General features: G+C 73.0%; 12 protein-coding genes and 1 pseudogene. 9 read left to right on the top strand and 4 right to left on the bottom strand.

What is annotated here, in order from left to right:
• Position 1 precedes the first annotated feature (1 nt).
• The 4 genes from gatA to H9657_RS04710 all read left to right on the top strand — a co-directional run bounded on the left by gatA (position 2) and on the right by H9657_RS04710 (position 4,674).
• Entirely contained in the window at positions 2–1,519 is a 1,518-nt protein-coding gene (gene gatA / locus H9657_RS04695) for an Asp-tRNA(Asn)/Glu-tRNA(Gln) amidotransferase subunit GatA (RefSeq protein ID WP_191780867.1), read from the top strand.
• Complete coding sequence (gene gatB, locus H9657_RS04700) at positions 1,519–3,030, top strand: Asp-tRNA(Asn)/Glu-tRNA(Gln) amidotransferase subunit GatB (RefSeq protein ID WP_191780870.1); 1,512 nt, start codon at positions 1,519–1,521, stop codon at positions 3,028–3,030. The genes gatA and gatB overlap by 1 nt, the downstream gene beginning before the upstream one ends.
• A gap of 145 nt (positions 3,031–3,175) precedes the next feature.
• Positions 3,176–3,724, top strand: a complete 549-nt coding sequence (locus H9657_RS04705) for a GNAT family N-acetyltransferase (protein WP_191780872.1) — start codon at positions 3,176–3,178, stop codon at positions 3,722–3,724.
• An 8-nt stretch (positions 3,725–3,732) separates the two neighbouring features.
• On the top strand, positions 3,733–4,674 hold the full coding sequence (locus tag H9657_RS04710) for a 2-hydroxyacid dehydrogenase (RefSeq protein WP_191780874.1): 942 nt from the start codon (positions 3,733–3,735) through the stop codon (positions 4,672–4,674).
• A 10-nt stretch (positions 4,675–4,684) separates the two neighbouring features.
• Here the strand turns inward: H9657_RS04710 and H9657_RS04715 are convergent.
• The 3 genes and pseudogenes from H9657_RS04715 to H9657_RS04725 all read right to left on the bottom strand — a co-directional run bounded on the left by H9657_RS04715 (position 4,685) and on the right by H9657_RS04725 (position 7,270).
• Positions 4,685–6,073 (bottom strand): annotated as a pseudogene (locus H9657_RS04715) (cryptochrome/photolyase family protein).
• A gap of 49 nt (positions 6,074–6,122) precedes the next feature.
• Complete coding sequence (locus H9657_RS04720; protein ID WP_191780876.1) at positions 6,123–6,773, bottom strand: NAD(P)H-dependent oxidoreductase; 651 nt, start codon at positions 6,771–6,773, stop codon at positions 6,123–6,125.
• Between the two features lie 17 nt (positions 6,774–6,790).
• Positions 6,791–7,270, bottom strand: coding sequence for a MarR family winged helix-turn-helix transcriptional regulator (locus H9657_RS04725; RefSeq protein WP_191780878.1), 480 nt, complete (start codon positions 7,268–7,270; stop codon positions 6,791–6,793).
• A 101-nt stretch (positions 7,271–7,371) separates the two neighbouring features.
• On the opposite strand from H9657_RS04725, the gene H9657_RS04730 reads away from it, so the two are divergent.
• A complete protein-coding gene (locus H9657_RS04730; RefSeq protein ID WP_191780880.1) occupies positions 7,372–8,919 on the top strand; it encodes a peptide MFS transporter in 1,548 nt (515 codons plus the stop codon).
• Between the two features lie 79 nt (positions 8,920–8,998).
• Here the strand turns inward: H9657_RS04730 and H9657_RS04735 are convergent, their stop codons facing one another.
• Positions 8,999–10,024, bottom strand: a complete 1,026-nt coding sequence (locus tag H9657_RS04735; RefSeq protein ID WP_191780882.1) for a LacI family DNA-binding transcriptional regulator — start codon at positions 10,022–10,024, stop codon at positions 8,999–9,001.
• Between the two features lie 98 nt (positions 10,025–10,122).
• Here H9657_RS04735 and H9657_RS04740 point away from each other — a divergent pair, with 98 nt between their 5' ends.
• The 4 genes from H9657_RS04740 (at position 10,123) to H9657_RS04755 (ending at position 15,751) form a co-directional block, all read left to right on the top strand.
• Entirely contained in the window at positions 10,123–11,424 is a 1,302-nt protein-coding gene (locus H9657_RS04740; protein WP_191780884.1) for an ABC transporter substrate-binding protein, read from the top strand.
• A 65-nt stretch (positions 11,425–11,489) separates the two neighbouring features.
• Entirely contained in the window at positions 11,490–12,476 is a 987-nt protein-coding gene (locus H9657_RS04745; RefSeq protein WP_191780886.1) for a carbohydrate ABC transporter permease, read from the top strand.
• The gene (locus H9657_RS04750) at positions 12,473–13,354 is read left to right on the top strand and encodes a carbohydrate ABC transporter permease (protein ID WP_191780888.1); all 882 of its coding nucleotides are present in this window, start codon (positions 12,473–12,475) and stop codon (positions 13,352–13,354) included. The genes H9657_RS04745 and H9657_RS04750 overlap by 4 nt, the downstream gene beginning before the upstream one ends.
• A 117-nt stretch (positions 13,355–13,471) precedes the next feature.
• Positions 13,472–15,751 carry a beta-xylosidase/alpha-l-arabinosidase gene (locus tag H9657_RS04755; RefSeq protein WP_318241294.1) on the top strand — a complete coding sequence of 760 codons (2,280 nt, stop codon included), beginning with the start codon at positions 13,472–13,474 and terminating at the stop codon, positions 15,749–15,751.
• The last annotated feature ends 87 nt before the right edge of the window (positions 15,752–15,838 follow it).

The following is a 15,838-nucleotide window of genomic DNA, read 5'->3' on the forward strand; positions in this document are numbered from 1 at the left end:
CATGACCGACCTGACCCGGCTGACCGCCGCCGAGCTCGCCGACCGGCTGGCCGCGCGCGAGATGACCAGCGTCGAGGCGACGCAGGCGCACCTCGACCGCATCGCGGCGGTCGAGCCCGCCGTCCACGCCTTCCTGCACGTCGCGGGCGAGGAGGCGCTGGCCACCGCGGCGGACGTCGACGCTCGCCGCGCCGCGGGCGAGGACCTGCACGCGCTCGCGGGCGTCCCGATCGCGGTCAAGGACGTCGTCGTGACGCGCGGCCTGCCCACGACCGCCGGCTCGCGCATCCTCGAGGGCTGGGTGCCGCCCTACGACGCGACCCTGGTCCAGCGCCTCAAGGCCGCGGGCCTGCCGATCCTCGGCAAGACGAACATGGACGAGTTCGCGATGGGCTCGTCCACCGAGCACTCGGGCTACGGCAACACGCACAACCCGTGGGACCTCGAGCGGATCCCGGGCGGCTCCGGCGGCGGGTCGGCCGCGGCCGTCGCGGCGTACGAGGCGCCCCTGGCGATCGGCACGGACACCGGCGGCTCGATCCGCCAGCCCGCGGCCGTCACGGGCACCGTCGGCGTCAAGCCGACGTACGGCAGCGTGTCCCGCTACGGTCTCATCGCTCTCGCGAGCAGCCTCGACCAGGCGGGACCGTGCACGCGCACGGTCCTCGACTCGGCGCTGCTGCACGAGCTGATCGGCGGGCACGACCCGCTCGACTCGACGTCGCTGACCGACCCGGCGACGGGTTACGTCGCGGCGGCGCGTGCCGGCGCCGGCGGCGACCTGCGCGGCGTGAAGGTCGGTGTCATCCGCGAGCTGCAGGGCGAGGGCTACCAGCCGGGCGTGCTCGCGCGCTTCGAGGAGTCGCTGGACGCGCTGCGCGGCGCGGGTGCCGAGGTCGTCGAGGTGTCCTGCCCCTCGTTCGCGTACGCGCTGGCCGCGTACTACCTGATCCTCCCCGCGGAGGCGTCGAGCAACCTCGCGAAGTTCGACGGCATGCGCTTCGGTCTGCGCGTCGAGCCGTCCGAGGGCCCGGTCACCGCGGAGCGCGTCATGGCCGCCACGCGCGGCCAGGGCTTCGGTGACGAGGTCAAGCGGCGCATCATCCTCGGCACCTACGCGCTGAGCGCGGGCTACTACGACGCCTACTACGGCTCGGCGCAGAAGGTCCGCACGCTCATCCAGCGCGACTTCGCGGCGGCGTTCGAGGCGGCCGACGTGCTGGTGTCCCCGACGGCGCCGACCACGGCGTTCAAGCTGGGCGAGAAGCTGGACGACCCGCTGGCGATGTACCTCAACGACGTCGCGACGATCCCGGCCAACCTCGCCGGGGTGCCGGGCATGTCGCTGCCGAACGGGCTGTCCGACGACGGTCTTCCGGTGGGCTTCCAGATCCTCGCGCCGGCGCGCGAGGACGCCCGCCTGTACCGGGTGGGAGCGGCGCTCGAGGCGCTGCTCGAGACGAGCTGGGAGGGCCCGCTGCTGGGCCGCGCCCCCGAGCTGGCCGGAGGGGCAGCCTGATGAGCACGACGACCGACGTCGACCTGGTCGACTACGACGACGCGGTGGCCCGGTTCGACCCGGTCATCGGCATCGAGGTGCACGTCGAGCTGGGCACCCGGACCAAGATGTTCGACGGTGCCGAGCAGTTCTTCGGCGAGGAGCCGAACACGCAGATCACGCCGACGAGCCTGGGGCTGCCCGGCGCGCTGCCGGCGGTCAACGGCACGGCCGTCGAGTACGCCATCCGCATCGGGCTGGCGCTGAACTGCTCGATCGCGGAGTCCTGCCGGTTCGCCCGCAAGAACTACTTCTACCCGGACGTGCCGAAGAACTTCCAGACGTCGCAGTACGACGAGCCCATCGCGTACGACGGCTTCGTCGACGTCGAGCTCGAGGACGGCACGGTGTTCCGTGTCGAGGTCGAGCGCGCGCACATGGAGGAGGACGCCGGCAAGAACACGCACGTCGGCGGCGCCACCGGGCGCATCCACGGCGCGGAGTACTCGCTGGTCGACTACAACCGTGCCGGCGTGCCGCTCGTGGAGATCGTCACCAGGCCCATCACGGGCGCCGGCGAGCGGGCGCCCGAGGTGGCGCGCGCGTACGTCCAGACGCTGCGCGACATCTTCCGTGCGCTGGGCGTCTCCGAGGCGCGCATGGAGCGCGGCAACGTGCGCGCCGACGTCAACGTCTCGCTGCGCCCGACGCCGCAGTCCGCGCTGGGCACCCGCACCGAGACCAAGAACGTCAACTCGTTCCGGTCGGTCGAGCGGTCCGTGCGCTACGAGATCAGCCGCCAGGCGGCCATCCTCGACGCGGGCGGCACGATCGTGCAGGAGACGCGGCACTGGCACGAGGACACCGGCATCACGACCGCCGGGCGCGTGAAGTCCGACGCCGAGGACTACCGGTACTTCCCCGAGCCGGACCTCGTGCCGATCGTCCCGGACCGCGCGTGGATCGAGGAGATCCGCGCCGCCCTGCCCGAGCTGCCGGCCGCGCGACGCCGCCGCCTGCAGGGCGAGTGGGGCTACGCCGACGCCGAGATGCGCGACGTCGTCAACGCCGGTGCGATCGAGCTCATCGAGGCCACGGTCGAGGCGGGCGCGAGCCCGGCCGCCGCCCGCAAGTGGTGGATGGGCGAGCTGGCCCGGACCGCCAAGCAGCAGGAGGTCGAGCTCGCGGACCTGCCGATCACGCCCGCGCAGATCGGCGCGCTGCAGCAGCTCGTCGACGCCGGGCGGATCAACGACAAGCTCGCGCGGCAGGTGCTCGAGGGCGTCCTGGCCGGCGAGGGCGACCCGGAGCAGGTCGTCGTGGCGCGCGGGCTCGAAGTCGTGTCGGACGACGGCCCCCTGCTCGAGGCCATCGACGCCGCGCTCGCGGCCCAGCCCGACATCGCGGAGAAGATCCGCGGCGGCAACCTGGGACCCGTGGGCGCGATCATCGGCTCGGTCATGAAGGCGACCCGCGGGCAGGCGGACGCCGGGCGTGTCCGCGAGCTCGTGCTGGAGCGTCTGCAGGGCTGAGCGGGAGCGCCGACGTGCACCTGCGGCGTGCGTCGTGTCGCAACGTCCCGGTCACACGGGATTTGTACGATGCGACGCACGCCGGAGGGCAGTCGGTGGTGGTGTCCCACGCGGAGGCACCGATGGCGAGCCGACGGAGGTCACGATGCAGAAGCCGAGCCTGCAGGGCGAGATGATCGTCCTGCGACCGATCCGGCCCGACGACGCCGAGGCGATGTGGGACATGCTCACGGACTCCGAGGGCAACCGTCTGACGGGGACGACGCGCGTGTTCACCCAGGACGAGGTCCACGCGTGGTGCGCGAGCCGCGAGGAGGCGCAGGGGCGCTACGACTTCGCGGTCACCACCAGCGCGGACGACGAGTACCACGGTGAGATCGTCCTCAACGACATCGACGAGGACGTCCGGTGCGCCGGGCTGCGCCTCGCCATGCGCCCCGCCTACCGCGGCCGCGGCTACGGCACCGAGGCGATCGAGCTGGTGCTCGGGTTCGCGTTCGACGGGCTCGGGCTGCACCGCGTCGAGCTCGAGGCGCTGAGCATCAACACGCGCGCGATCTCCCTGTACGAGAACATCGGGTTCCGCCGCGAGGGCCGCCGCCGGGACGCGTACCGCGACGGTGCGGGCTGGTGCGACGCCGTCGTGATGTCGATGCTCGAGGACGAGTACCGCGCCGGCCGCACGGGCGGCTGACGGCGACCGTGCTGACCGCCACCGTCCCGGACGACGACCTGCTGCACCGCCTGGACGACCTCGCCGCCGCGCACGCCGACGACCTGCGGCTGGTCCGCTGGGACCTGAGCGGGCCGCTCGACGCCGCCACGGCGCGCGAGGTCGAGCTCGTCGTGGTGCCGCACTACTTCGTGCGGCCGGGCGGGTTCGACGTGCTGCACGGCCTGCCCCGGCTGCGCTGGGTGCAGCTGCCGAGCGCGGGCTACGAGCACGCGCGCCCGCACCTGCCGCCCGGTGTGGTGCTGTGCAACGGCCGGGGCGTGCACGACGCGGGGACGGCCGAGCTGGCCGTCGGGCTGACGCTCGCGGTGCAGCGCGGCCTGCCCCGTGCGGTGCGCGCCATGGGGGAGGGGCGCTGGGACAACCCGTTCGGTCCGTCGCTGGCGGACCGGCGGGTGCTGGTCGTCGGGCAGGGGTCCGTCGGGCAGGCGATCGTGGCGCGGTTCCGGCCGTTCGAGGTCGACCTCGTGCGCGTCGCCCGCACGGCCCGCGACGACGTCGACGGCCACGTGCACGGTGTCGACGAGCTGCCGGACCTGCTCCCCGACGCCGACGTCGTGGTGCTGGCGATCCCGCTCGACCGCACGTCGTACCACCTGATCGACGCCCGCGCCCTCGCGCGGATGAAGGACGGCGCGCTGCTCGTCAACGTCGCACGCGGCAAGGTCGTGGACGGTGACGCGCTGCTGGCGGAGCTGACGGCGGGGCGGCTGCGCGCCGCGCTGGACGTCACCGACCCCGAGCCCCTGCCGTCCGACCACCCGCTGTGGCGCGCGCCCAACGTGCTGGTCACCGCCCACCAGGGCGGCAACACGGACGCGACGTTCCCGCGGGTGGCCGCGCTCGTGCGGCGCCAGCTGACGGCGCTGCTCGCGGGGGAGCCGCCCACCAACCAGGTCGCGCGGACCTGACGCAGGTGGCTCAGGTGGGACGGCGCGCGTGGTCGGCCAGCGCCACCTCGCGCTCACGGGCGTGGTCCACGACGCGCTCGGGGTAGCCCGCCGGCACGCCGTCGGGCAGCTTCCACGGCTCGTGGACGGCGCCGCCGGGCACGTCGCGCAGCTCGGGCACCCAGCGCCGCACGTACATGCCGTCGGGGTCGAACGTGCGACCCTGCGTGACCGGGTTGAAGACGCGGAAGTAGGGCGCGGCATCGCGTCCCGTCCCCGCGACCCACTGCCAGTTGAGCTGGTTCTGCGGCACGTCGCCATCGACGAGCCGGTCCATGAAGTGCGCGGCGCCGCGCTGCCAGGCGATGTGCAGGTCCTTGACCAGGAACGACGCGACCACCATGCGCACCCGGTTGTGCATCCACGCCTGCGCGCGCAGCTGGCGCATCCCCGCGTCCACCAGGGGGTACCCGGTGCGCCCCTCGGCCCACGCCTCGAACAGCCGGTCGGCGTCGGGGCCGGTCGCCCACGCGTCCTACGGGACGACCGGGCGCAGGGACCGCTGCGCCGCGTCGGGCCGGTGCCACAGGACGTCCGCGTGGAACTCGCGCCACGCGAGCTCCGAGCGGTACGTCGCCACCGACGCCGCGAGTGCTCCGTCCCCGTCGCGCGCCGCCGCCGCGCCCGCCGCCGCGAGGTCGGCGAGCATGGTCCGCGGGTGGATCTCGCCGTGCTTGAGGTGCGCGGACATCCAGGACGTGACGTCGAGGTCGGGCCGGTTGCGGTCGACGTCGTACCCGGCCAGGTCCGCGCGCAGGAACGTGTGCCACCGCTCGCGCGCGGCCTGCTCGCCCGCGCGGGGCAGCGCGGCAGCGGTCGGGGGCGCATCCGGGACGCCGTCGGACGCGAGCGTCGCCCACGGCACCGCGCGGGGCCGCGGTGCCGGCGCGTGCCAGCCGTGGTCGAGCCAGGCCGTGCGGAACGGCGTGAACACCTGGTACGGGGTCCCCTGCCCGGTGCGCAGCCGCCCGGGCGCGACCGCGTAGGGGCAGCCGGTCCGGACCAGCGGGACGGCGCCCAGGGCGGCCTCGACCGCGTCGTCCCGGCGCCGGCCGTACGGCTCGGTCGCGGCGCTGACGTGCACCGACGACGCCCCCACCGCGCGTGCGACGTCGGGCACGGCCTGCTCGGCGCGCGCGTGGCGCACGACCAGCCGCCCGCCCGTCGCGTCGTCGAGCGCGCGCAGCGACGCGGCCAGGTACGCGAGCCGCGGTGCGCCCGACGACCGCCACAGTGCGGGGTCGACGACGTAGAGCGCGACCACCTCGTCGCCGTGCGCGCGGGCCTGTGCGGTCGCGGCGACCAGCGCGGGGTGGTCGGCCAGGCGCAGGTCGCGCCGGAACCAGCAGATCGTCGCCACGCGGCACGTTATCCCGTGGCCGCAGCCGGGGCGCGTCGGGACCGCGTGCTCAGGTCGCCGGCAGCGCGGCGGGTGCGGCCGCGCGGCGCGCATGCGTGCGCGCGAGCCGTGCGACGTCCCGGCGGGCCAGCCGCGCGGCGTCGGCCAGCCACCGCTCGCGACGCGCCGGAGTCGAGGTCCGGACGGACGGGAAGGTCGTGCGACCCACGAGCCGGTACCCGCAGAACGCGAGCGTCGCCTGCCCGAGCGACGCGCCGGCGGCGTCCCGGTAGGCCAGCACGTTCCAGGCGCGCGGCGCGTCCATCGTCATGAAGGTGCGGGCCGTGCGGCCGCGCAGCAGGCGGCGGGGGAGCAGCCCGGTGCCGTAGCGGAAGGCGATCCCGGGCAGCAGCACGCGGTCGAGGAAGGCCTTGAGCACCGCCGGGTAGGAACCCCACCACTGCGGGTGCAGGACCACGAGGTGGTCGGCCTCGCGGACCTGCGCGACGAGCCCGGCCACGACCGGGTCGAGGTGGTCCGTGGTGCCGTCGTGCGCGGCGAGGTCGGCGCGGCGCACGGGGTCGTGCGGGAAGGGCGTCGTCGCGAGGTCGAGGACGCGCACGTGCGCGCCCGCGGCCCGGGCGGCGTCGGCGTACGCCTGGGCCAGCGCGTGCGTGAGGGAGCCGCGCAGCGGGTGGCCGACGAGGACGAGGACGTGCACGGGACCTCCGGGTGGTGTCAGACGTGCGGGGAGTCCGGGACCCGCGCCGCCAGTGCGCGGCGCATCGCCTCCAGGACGGTCGTCAGGTCGCTGTGCAGGGCGGTCAGGTCGACCTGCGGGACGTGCGCGAACGCCGCGGTGACCTCGTGCTCGAGCCGTTGCCCGGCGACGTCGACGAGCGCGCGTCCGGCGGGGGTCAGGTCGAGCACGACACGCCGCGCGTGGGCGGGGTCGCCCAGGGTGCGGACCCAGCCGGCGTCGACGAACGACCCCACGCGCTTGCTGACGGCGGCCTTGGTGACGCGCAGGCACCGGGCGAGGGTCGTGATGTCGGGGTGGTCGAGGTTCGACAGCGTGGCGAGGAAGACGTACTGGCTGAGGGTGAGGCCGTGCTCGGCGCGCAGCAGGTCGTCCGCGTACTCGTCGACGACGCCGACGAGCTGGTGCAGCGTGACGGTGAGGCGGTCGCCGAGCGGGTGGTCGTCGGAGGTGCTCACGACAGGGGAGTCAACCGGTTGACTCCCGCTGTGTCAACCTGTTGACACCGGTGACGTCGCCCCGGGGTGCGGGACGGACGGGGCGAGGACACGATGGTCCGATGAGCGAAGCCGCGGACATCCAGGCAGGCGACGACGCCCCCGGCCTCGCAGCCCGCCCGGCCCGGGAGTTCTTCGGGCACCCGTTCGGGCTGTTCACGCTCTTCACGACCGAGCTGTGGGAGCGGTTCAGCTACTACGGCATGCGGGCGATCCTCTTCTACTTCCTCACCGACACGCTCGCGAACGAGGGGCTCGCCCTCGACGACGCGACGGGCGCCGCGCTCGTGGCCGTGTACGGCTCGGCCGTCTACCTGGTGACGGTCGTCGGCGGCTGGGCGGCCGACCGCGTGATGGGTGCCCGGCGCGCCGTGCTCGCCGGCGGTGTCGTCATCGCGGCCGGGCACGTGAGCCTCGCGGTCCCCGCGCACTGGACCGCCTACCTGGGCATCGTCCTCGTCGCGCTGGGCACCGGCCTGCTCAAGCCGAACGTGTCGAGCATGGTCGGCGAGCTGTACCGCCGCGACGACCCGCGCCGCGACTCGGCCTTCTCGATCTTCTACATGGGCATCAACATCGGCTCGTTCTCCGCGCCGTTCGTCGTGCAGATCGCCCGCGAGATCGGCGGGTACCACGCAGGGTTCTCGGTCGCGGCCGTCGGCATGGGGCTCGCGCTGGTGGCGTTCGTCCTCGGGCGGGGCGCGCTGCACGGCGCGGGCGACACCGTGCCGAACCCGCTGACGCCCGCCGACCGGCCGCGGGTCGTGCGCATGGGGCTGCTGATCGCCCTGGCCGTCGCGGCCGCGACGGGGCTCGCGTGGGTCGTCGCCCGGCCCGGTTCGCAGGAGGCCGGCGTCCTCGGCGTCGTCATCGACGCGCTGTCCTACCTCGCGTTCGCGGCGCCGGTCGTGATGTTCCTCGTGATGTTCCGCTCGCCGCGGGTCAACGCGGCCGAGCGCTCGCGCCTCACGGCGTACATCCCGCTGTTCGTCGCCGCCATGCTCTTCTGGATGATCTTCGAGCAGGCCTCGAACACGCTCTCGCAGTACGCCCGCGACCACACCGACACGAACGTCCTCGGGTTCACGATCTCGCCCGTGCTGTACCAGTCGGTCAACCCGGCGAGCATCATCGTGCTCGCGCCCGTGTTCGCGTGGCTGTGGGTCCGGCTGGGGGACCGGCCGTCGACCGCCGTGAAGTTCGCCATCGGCCTGACCCTCGCGGCGCTGAGCTTCGTGTTCCTCGCGGTGGCGTCCGCCGTGGCCGGCGACGGTCGCTCGCCGTGGTGGGTGCTCGTCGTGGTCTACGTCGTGCAGACGCTCGGCGAGCTGTGCCTGTCACCCGTCGGGCTCGCGGCCACGACGCTGCTCGCGCCCCTGGCGTTCCGCGGCCAGGCGATGGCGCTGTGGTTCCTGGCGCCCGCGGCGGGCCAGGCGATCACGGCGCAGCTCATCACCGCGACCGACGGGATGAGCCGGACCACGTTCTTCGGCGGCATCGGGCTCGTCACGCTCGTGGTGGCGGGGGTCATGTTCGCGCTCGCGCCGTGGGTGACCCGGCGCATCCGCGAGGGCGCGGAGACGGACGAGGAGATCGCGGCGCGTCACTGAGGCGGGGCGTCACCGAGCCGGGGCGTCGCCGGCCGCGCGAGAAGTTCACCCGGTCGCGCGTCCGAGCCGGGCGTGTCGGTCAGCCCTGGCGGGGCCGTGCCGTGGAGGCGCGGGGCACGAGCTCGGTCGGCAGCCGACGGTGCGTCTGGACGTCGGTGCCCGCGATGAGGTCGACCAGCAGGTGCAGCGCGGCCGCGCCCATGGCCTGCAGCGGCTGGGCGACGGTCGTCAGTGGCGGCGAGCTGAGCGCCGACTCGGGCACGTTGTCGAAGCCGATCACGGACAGGTCCTCGGGCACCTCGAGCCCGAGCGCCTGGGCTACGTCCAGGACCGCCAGGGCCGACAGGTCGTTGGCCGCGAACACCGCGGTGGGGCGGTCCGGACGGTCCAGCAGGGCCCGCGCGGGCTCCTGCGACGCGCCCCGTCGGTAGTCGCCCATGCCGACGAGGGTCTCGTCGACGGGGACGCCGGCATCGGCCATGGCGCTGCGGAACCCCTGGTCACGCAGCCGTGCGGACGCGAGGTCCGGGCGCCCGCCGAGGAACGCGATCCGGCGGTGGCCCAGCTCGAGCAGGTGCCGGGTCGCGAGCACCGCACCTGCGAGGTTGTCCGAGTCGACGGTGGGCAGGCCGGTCGGGCCGGCGTGCGGGTCGACCGCGACGACGGGCACGCCGGGGCGCGCCTCGACGACGGTCGGCGTCACGATGATCGCGCCGTCGATGAGCGTCCCGGACAGCCGCGACAGGTAGCGCCGCTCCCAGCCGACCTCGGCCGAGCCGCCACCACCGGAGTAGGCGAGCAGCTCGTACCCGGTGGCCGTGACCGCGGTGCCGGCGCCCTTGAGGAGCTCGGCGGAGAAGGGCTCGAACTCCGCGACGAGGATGCCCAGGACGTTGGTCCGGTACGACCGCAGCGACCGCGCGCCGAGGCTCGCCTCGTAGCCCAGGTCCGCGATCACCTCCTGAACTCGCTCAAGTGTGCGCTGCGATACGCCGTAGCGACCATTGACGACCTTGGAGACAGTGGCGACGGAGACCCCGGCAGTTCGGGCGACATCGGCCATCTTGACGCGGGGGAGCGAGTCCACGCGGTGATCATAGGACATCGTGTCGATAACGTTATCGACATCGATTGACACCGCTCCTGGACCACTGTCAACCTAGGCGCCGTCCGACCTCTCAGCGACGACGAGGAGATTCAAAGATGAAGAGGACTGCGGCACTGCGCGCGGTCGCGCTCGGCGCAGCGGTAGCGATGATCGCCACCGCCTGCAGCTCCGGGAGCGGCAGCGACGACGCCACTGAAGGTTCCGGCGAGAACGTCACCCTGTCGTGGTGGCACAACTCCAACACCGGTGCCGGCAAGGACTACTACGACCAGCTGGCCGACGAGTTCGAGTCGGACCACCCTGGCGTGACGATCGAGGTCACCGCCCTCCAGCACGAGGACATGCTGACCAAGCTCGACGCGGCGTTCCAGACGGGTGACGCACCCGACGTGTACATGGAGCGCGGTGGCGGCGAGCTGAAGGCGCACGTCGCCGCCGGCCTCACCAAGGACATCACCGACTCCGCCGCGGACACCATCTCGGCGATCGAGGGCTCGGTCGCCGGCTGGACCGTCGAGGACCGCGTGTACTCGCTGCCGTTCTCGATGGGCGTCGTCGGCTTCTGGTACAACAAGTCGATGTTCGCTCAGGCGGGCATCACCGAGCCGCCCAAGACGATGGCGGACTTCTACGCCGCCGTCGACGCGCTGAAGGCCGCGGGCATCGAGCCCGTGTCGGTCGGTGCGGGTTCGGCGTGGCCGGCAGCGCACTACTGGTACTACTTCGCGCTGCGTCAGTGCTCGCAGGACACGATCGCCGAGGCGTCGCAGACGCTCGACTTCTCGGACGACTGCTGGGTCCGTGCGGGCGACAGCCTGGCCGAGCTCGTGTCGAAGGAGCCGTTCAACACGGGCTTCCTCGGCACCGAGGCCCAGGGCACGCCCGAGTCGGCGTCCGGTCTCCTCGCGAACCGCAAGGTCGCCATGGAGCTCGCCGGTCACTGGGAGCCCGGCGTCATGCAGGGCCTGACGGAGGACGAGCAGGGCCTCGGCGAGGACACCGCCTGGTTCCCCTTCCCCTCGGTCGAGGGTGGCGAGGGTGACCCCGCCGCGCAGCTCGGTGGCGGCGACGCGTGGGCGTGCTCGCAGGACGCGCCCGACGTCTGCGTGGACTTCATCGAGTTCATGCTCTCGAACGACGTGCAGAAGGGCTTCGCGGAGCTCGACATGGGTCTCCCGACGCTCCCGGCGGCCACGGCCTTCGTCGCAGCGCCCGAGCTGGCCCAGCTCCTGTCGTTCCGTAACGACGCGCCGTACGTCCAGCTGTACTTCGACACCCAGTTCGGCGAGAACATCGGTGGCGCCATGAACGAGGCCATCGTGTCCGTGTTCGCGGGGAGCGGGACGCCTCAGGGCGTCGTCGACGCGACCCAGGCCGCGGCTGACCTCGAGAAGTGACCGACGTGGCAGGAGACCTGACCCCCCGCGGGGGGCACGCAACCAGGACTGCTGCCGCCACCGCAGTGAACCCGGGTGCCACCGGCCAGGCCACGGCCTGGTCGGTGGCCCCTGGGCCGCGGGGGCGCGGAGCGTCGTCCAACGAGTGGCGCAAGCGCCTCGAGATCTTCTTCTTCGTGGCCCCGGCACTGCTGCTCTTCGCCCTCTTCGTGGTGGTGCCGGTCGTCCAGGCCGCCCGCTACTCCGTGTTCCGTTGGAACGGCCTCGGGCCGATGGAGAACTTCGTCGGTCTCCAGAACTACGTCATGGCGCTCGGCGACACGATCTTCCAGCGCGCCGTGACCAACAACCTGACGATCGCGGCCCTCTCGATCGCGATCCAGCTCCCGATCGGCCTGCTGATCGCGCTGCTGCTGAACCGCAAGTTCCCGGGGCAGACCGCGATGCGCGTCATCGTGTTCGTGCCCTACGTGCTGGCCGAGGTCGTCGCGGGTGTCATCTGGAAGCTGCTGCTGCAGCCGCAGGGTGGCGTCAACGCGTTCCTCGAGGGCATCGGGCTCGGCGGGTTCGCCAAGGCGTGGGTCGGTGACCCGAACGTCGCGCTGTGGACCGTCATGGGTGTGCTCACCTGGAAGTACTGCGGTCTGGCGATCGTCCTGCTCCTCGCCGGCCTCCAGGGCGTCCCCGAGGAGCTCCACGAGGCCGCGTCGATCGACGGCGCGAGCTGGTGGCAGACGCAGCGCAAGATCACGATCCCGCTGCTCGGCCCGACCATCCGCACCTGGATGTTCCTGTCGATGATCGGATCGCTGCAGCTCTTCGACATGGTGTGGATCCTCACCAAGGGCGGTCCGGACAACGCGACCGTCACCATGGCGACCTACCTCATCCGTCAGGGCACCGAGCGCAGCCAGTACGGCTACTCGTCCGCGGTCGCGATCATCCTCTTCGTCATCTCGTTCATCTTGGCGGGCCTGTTCCAGGCGTTCGTCCTGAACCGCGACTCTGGTGACGACAAGCCGAAGCAGCGCCGGAAGAAGGTGTCCCGATGACCTCCGTCGTCGCCCCGCCCTCGCGCGGCACGCGAGGAGCCGCCCGTTCGGGTTCCCAGCGCCGCCGTTCGATCAGCCCGTGGGTCTACGTCGCGTCCGTCCTGGTCGCGGGGATCACGCTCGCACCCGTCGTGTACGCGGTGCTCAGCGGCTTCCGCTCGAACGGCCAGCTGGGTGCGAACCCGGTCGGCCTGCCGAACCCGTGGATCTTCGACAACTACGTCGGCGTCCTGACGTCGGGGAGCTTCTGGCAGTACGCGCTGAACTCGCTCATCATCGCCGGCGTCACCACGGCGCTCGTGGTGATCGCGGGCGTCATGGCGGCCTACCCGCTCGCGCGGTACCGCTTCAAGGGCCGCCAGGCGCTCTTCAACGTGTTCGTCGCGGGTCTGATGTTCCCGCTCACGGTCGCGATCATCCCGCTGTTCCTCATGGTCCGCGAGCTCGGGCTGACCAACACCTACTGGGGTGTGGCGCTGCCGCAGGCGGCGTTCGCGCTGCCGATGACGATCGTCATCCTGCGGCCGTTCCTCATGGCGCTGCCCAACGAGCTCGAGGAGGCGGCGATGCTCGACGGTGCGTCGCGCATCGGCTTCTTCTGGCGGATCCTGGTCCCGCTGTCGGGACCGGGCATGGTGACCACCGGTGTGCTCGCGTTCGTGGGCTCCTGGAACGGCTACCTGCTCCCGCTGCTCTTCCTCAACAACCCCGCGCTCAAGACGCTCCCGCTCGGCGTCGCGGACTTCTCCACCGAGCACTCGGCCGACACGGCCGGTGTGCTCGCGTTCACCTCGCTCGCGGTCATCCCGGCGCTGGTGTTCTTCCTGACGATGCAGAAGCGGATCGTCAGCGGCCTGCAGGGGGCCGTGAAGGGCTGAGCCCTTCCCCCTGACATCCCCACCCTGGCGTGTCCGGGGGCCCCGCGCCGGGCGGGGGGGGCCCCGGTCCGCCTGTGCCCGCATCGTGGCGGACGCGCACCTGAAGGAGACAGTCCAGTGACTCAGCTCGAGTTGCCCGTCGGCATCCAGGTCTCGGAGCGGGTGCGCGACCTCCTGGCCCGCATGACGCTCGACGAGAAGCTGGCCCAGATCGTCGGCTTCTGGGAGAAGAGCGAGGGCGAGGCCGTGGCCCCCCTCCAGGGCGAGTTCGAGGCGCCGCGCGGGCTCGACGAGGCGATCCAGGACGGGCTCGGCCACCTCACGCGCGTCTACGGCACCCGACCGGTCGACGCGGCCGAGCGCGCCGCCTGGCTCTGGGCCAAGCAGCGCTGGTTCGTCAACGAGACCCGGCTCGGGATCCCGGCCCTCGTGCACGAGGAGTGCCTCACCGGGCTGTCCGCATGGGGTGCGGCGACGTTCCCGACCCCGCTGGCCTGGGGTGCGTCCTTCGACGCCGACCTGGTCACGCGCATGGGCGAGCTCATCGGCGGGTCCATGCGCGAGCTCGGGATCCACCAGGGGCTGGCCCCCGTGCTGGACGTCATCCGCGACCCCCGCTGGGGTCGCGTCGACGAGTGCATCTCCGAGGACCCGTACCTGGTCGGCACGCTGGGCACGTCGTACGTCCGCGGCCTGCAGTCGACGGGTGTCCACGCCACGCTCAAGCACTTCGTCGGGTACTCGGCCTCCCAGTCCGGCCGCAACTTCGCCCCGGTCCACATCGGCCGTCGCGAGCTGGCCGACGTCCTGCTCGTGCCGTTCGAGATGGGTGTCCTCGACGGCGGGGTGCGCTCGGTCATGCACTCCTACGCCGGCATCGACGGCGTGCCCGTCGCGGCCGACCCCGACCTGCTGACCGGTCTGCTGCGCGAGCGCTGGGGCTTCGACGGCACGGTGGTCGCCGACTACTTCGGCGTCGCGTTCCTCCAGCTGCTGCACCACGTCGCGTCCGACCTCGGCGACGCGGCCGGGCAGGCGCTCGCCGCGGGCGTCGACATCGAGCTGCCGACGGGTGACGCGTACCTCGCGCCGCTGGCCGCCGCCGTCCGCGCCGGGACGGTCGACGAGGCGCTCGTCGACCGTGCCGTGCTGCGGGCACTGGCCCAGAAGGAGGCGCTGGGCCTGCTCGACGCGACCTTCGAGGACGAGCCGCCCACCGAGGTCGACCTGGACTCCCCGGCGCACCGCGAGGTCGCCGCGCTGCTCGCCGAGCGCTCGCTCGTGCTGCTCACGAACGACGGCGCGCTGCCCCTCGCGGCAGATGCCCGTGTGGCCGTGATCGGCCCGAACGCCGACCGTGCCGCCGCGCTGTTCGGCTGCTACTCCTTCCTCAACCACGTGCTCGCGCACCACCCGGACGCGGTCGTCGGGATCGAGACGCCCACCGTCCTCGAGGCCCTGCGCCGCGAGCACGGCGGCGACGTCTCGTACACGCCCGGCTGCGCGGTGGACGACGACGACCGCTCGGGCTTCGAGGCGGCCGTCGCCGCGGCGAGCGCCGCGGAGGTCGCGGTGCTCGTGGTCGGCGACCATGCCGCGCTGTTCGGCCGTGGCACGGTCGGCGAGGGCTGCGACCGGGACGACCTCGAGCTGCCCGGCGTCCAGCGCGAGCTCGTCGAGGCCGTCCTGGCGACCGGCACGCCCGTCGTGCTCGTCATGCTGACGGGACGCCCGTACGCGGTGGACTGGGCGCTCGGGCGCTGCGCCGCAGCGGTGCAGGCCTTCTTCCCGGGGGAGGAGGGCGGCAACGCGGTCGCCGGCGTCCTGACGGGCCGCGTCAACCCGTCGGGTCGCCTGCCGGTCTCGCTGCCCCGCTCCGCGGGTGCGCAGCCCTACACCTATCTGCACCCGACGCTGGGCGGTGACGGCGACGTCACCAACCTCAGCACGGTGCCGACCCTGCCGTTCGGCCACGGGCTGTCCTACACGTCCTTCACGCGCACGGACCTGCGGGTGGCGCCCGGCGCCACCACCGACGCGGGCCTGCGAGTGACCGTGACCGTCACCAACACCGGGGACCGGGCGGGTGCTGACGTCGTGCAGCTGTACGGCAAGGACGTCGTCGCGAGCGTCACGCGCCCCGTGGCGCAGCTGCTCGGCTACCGCCGGGTCGAGCTCGAGCCCGGCCGGAGCGTCGAGGTCGAGCTCGCCGTCCCCGCCGCTCGCCTCGCGTTCACCGACCGCACGGGTCGCCGGGTCGTCGAGCCGGGTGCGCTCGAGGTCTGGGTCGGGCCGTCGTGCGCGCAGCGCGAGACGCAGGCCGTCGTCGACCTCGCCGGGGAGACCTACCCCGTGACGATCGACGACCCGCGCTGGACCGGCGTCACGGTCCGCTGAGACGTCCGCCGGCGGTCGGAGCAGCGGTCGCCGGCGGATCACTGGACGGACGTCCGACGTCGTCGCCGCGGCACGGGCGTAACGTGT

This window comes from Cellulomonas avistercoris, from assembly GCF_014836445.1.
GTDB classification, from domain to species: Bacteria; Actinomycetota; Actinomycetes; order Actinomycetales; family Cellulomonadaceae; genus Cellulomonas; species Cellulomonas avistercoris.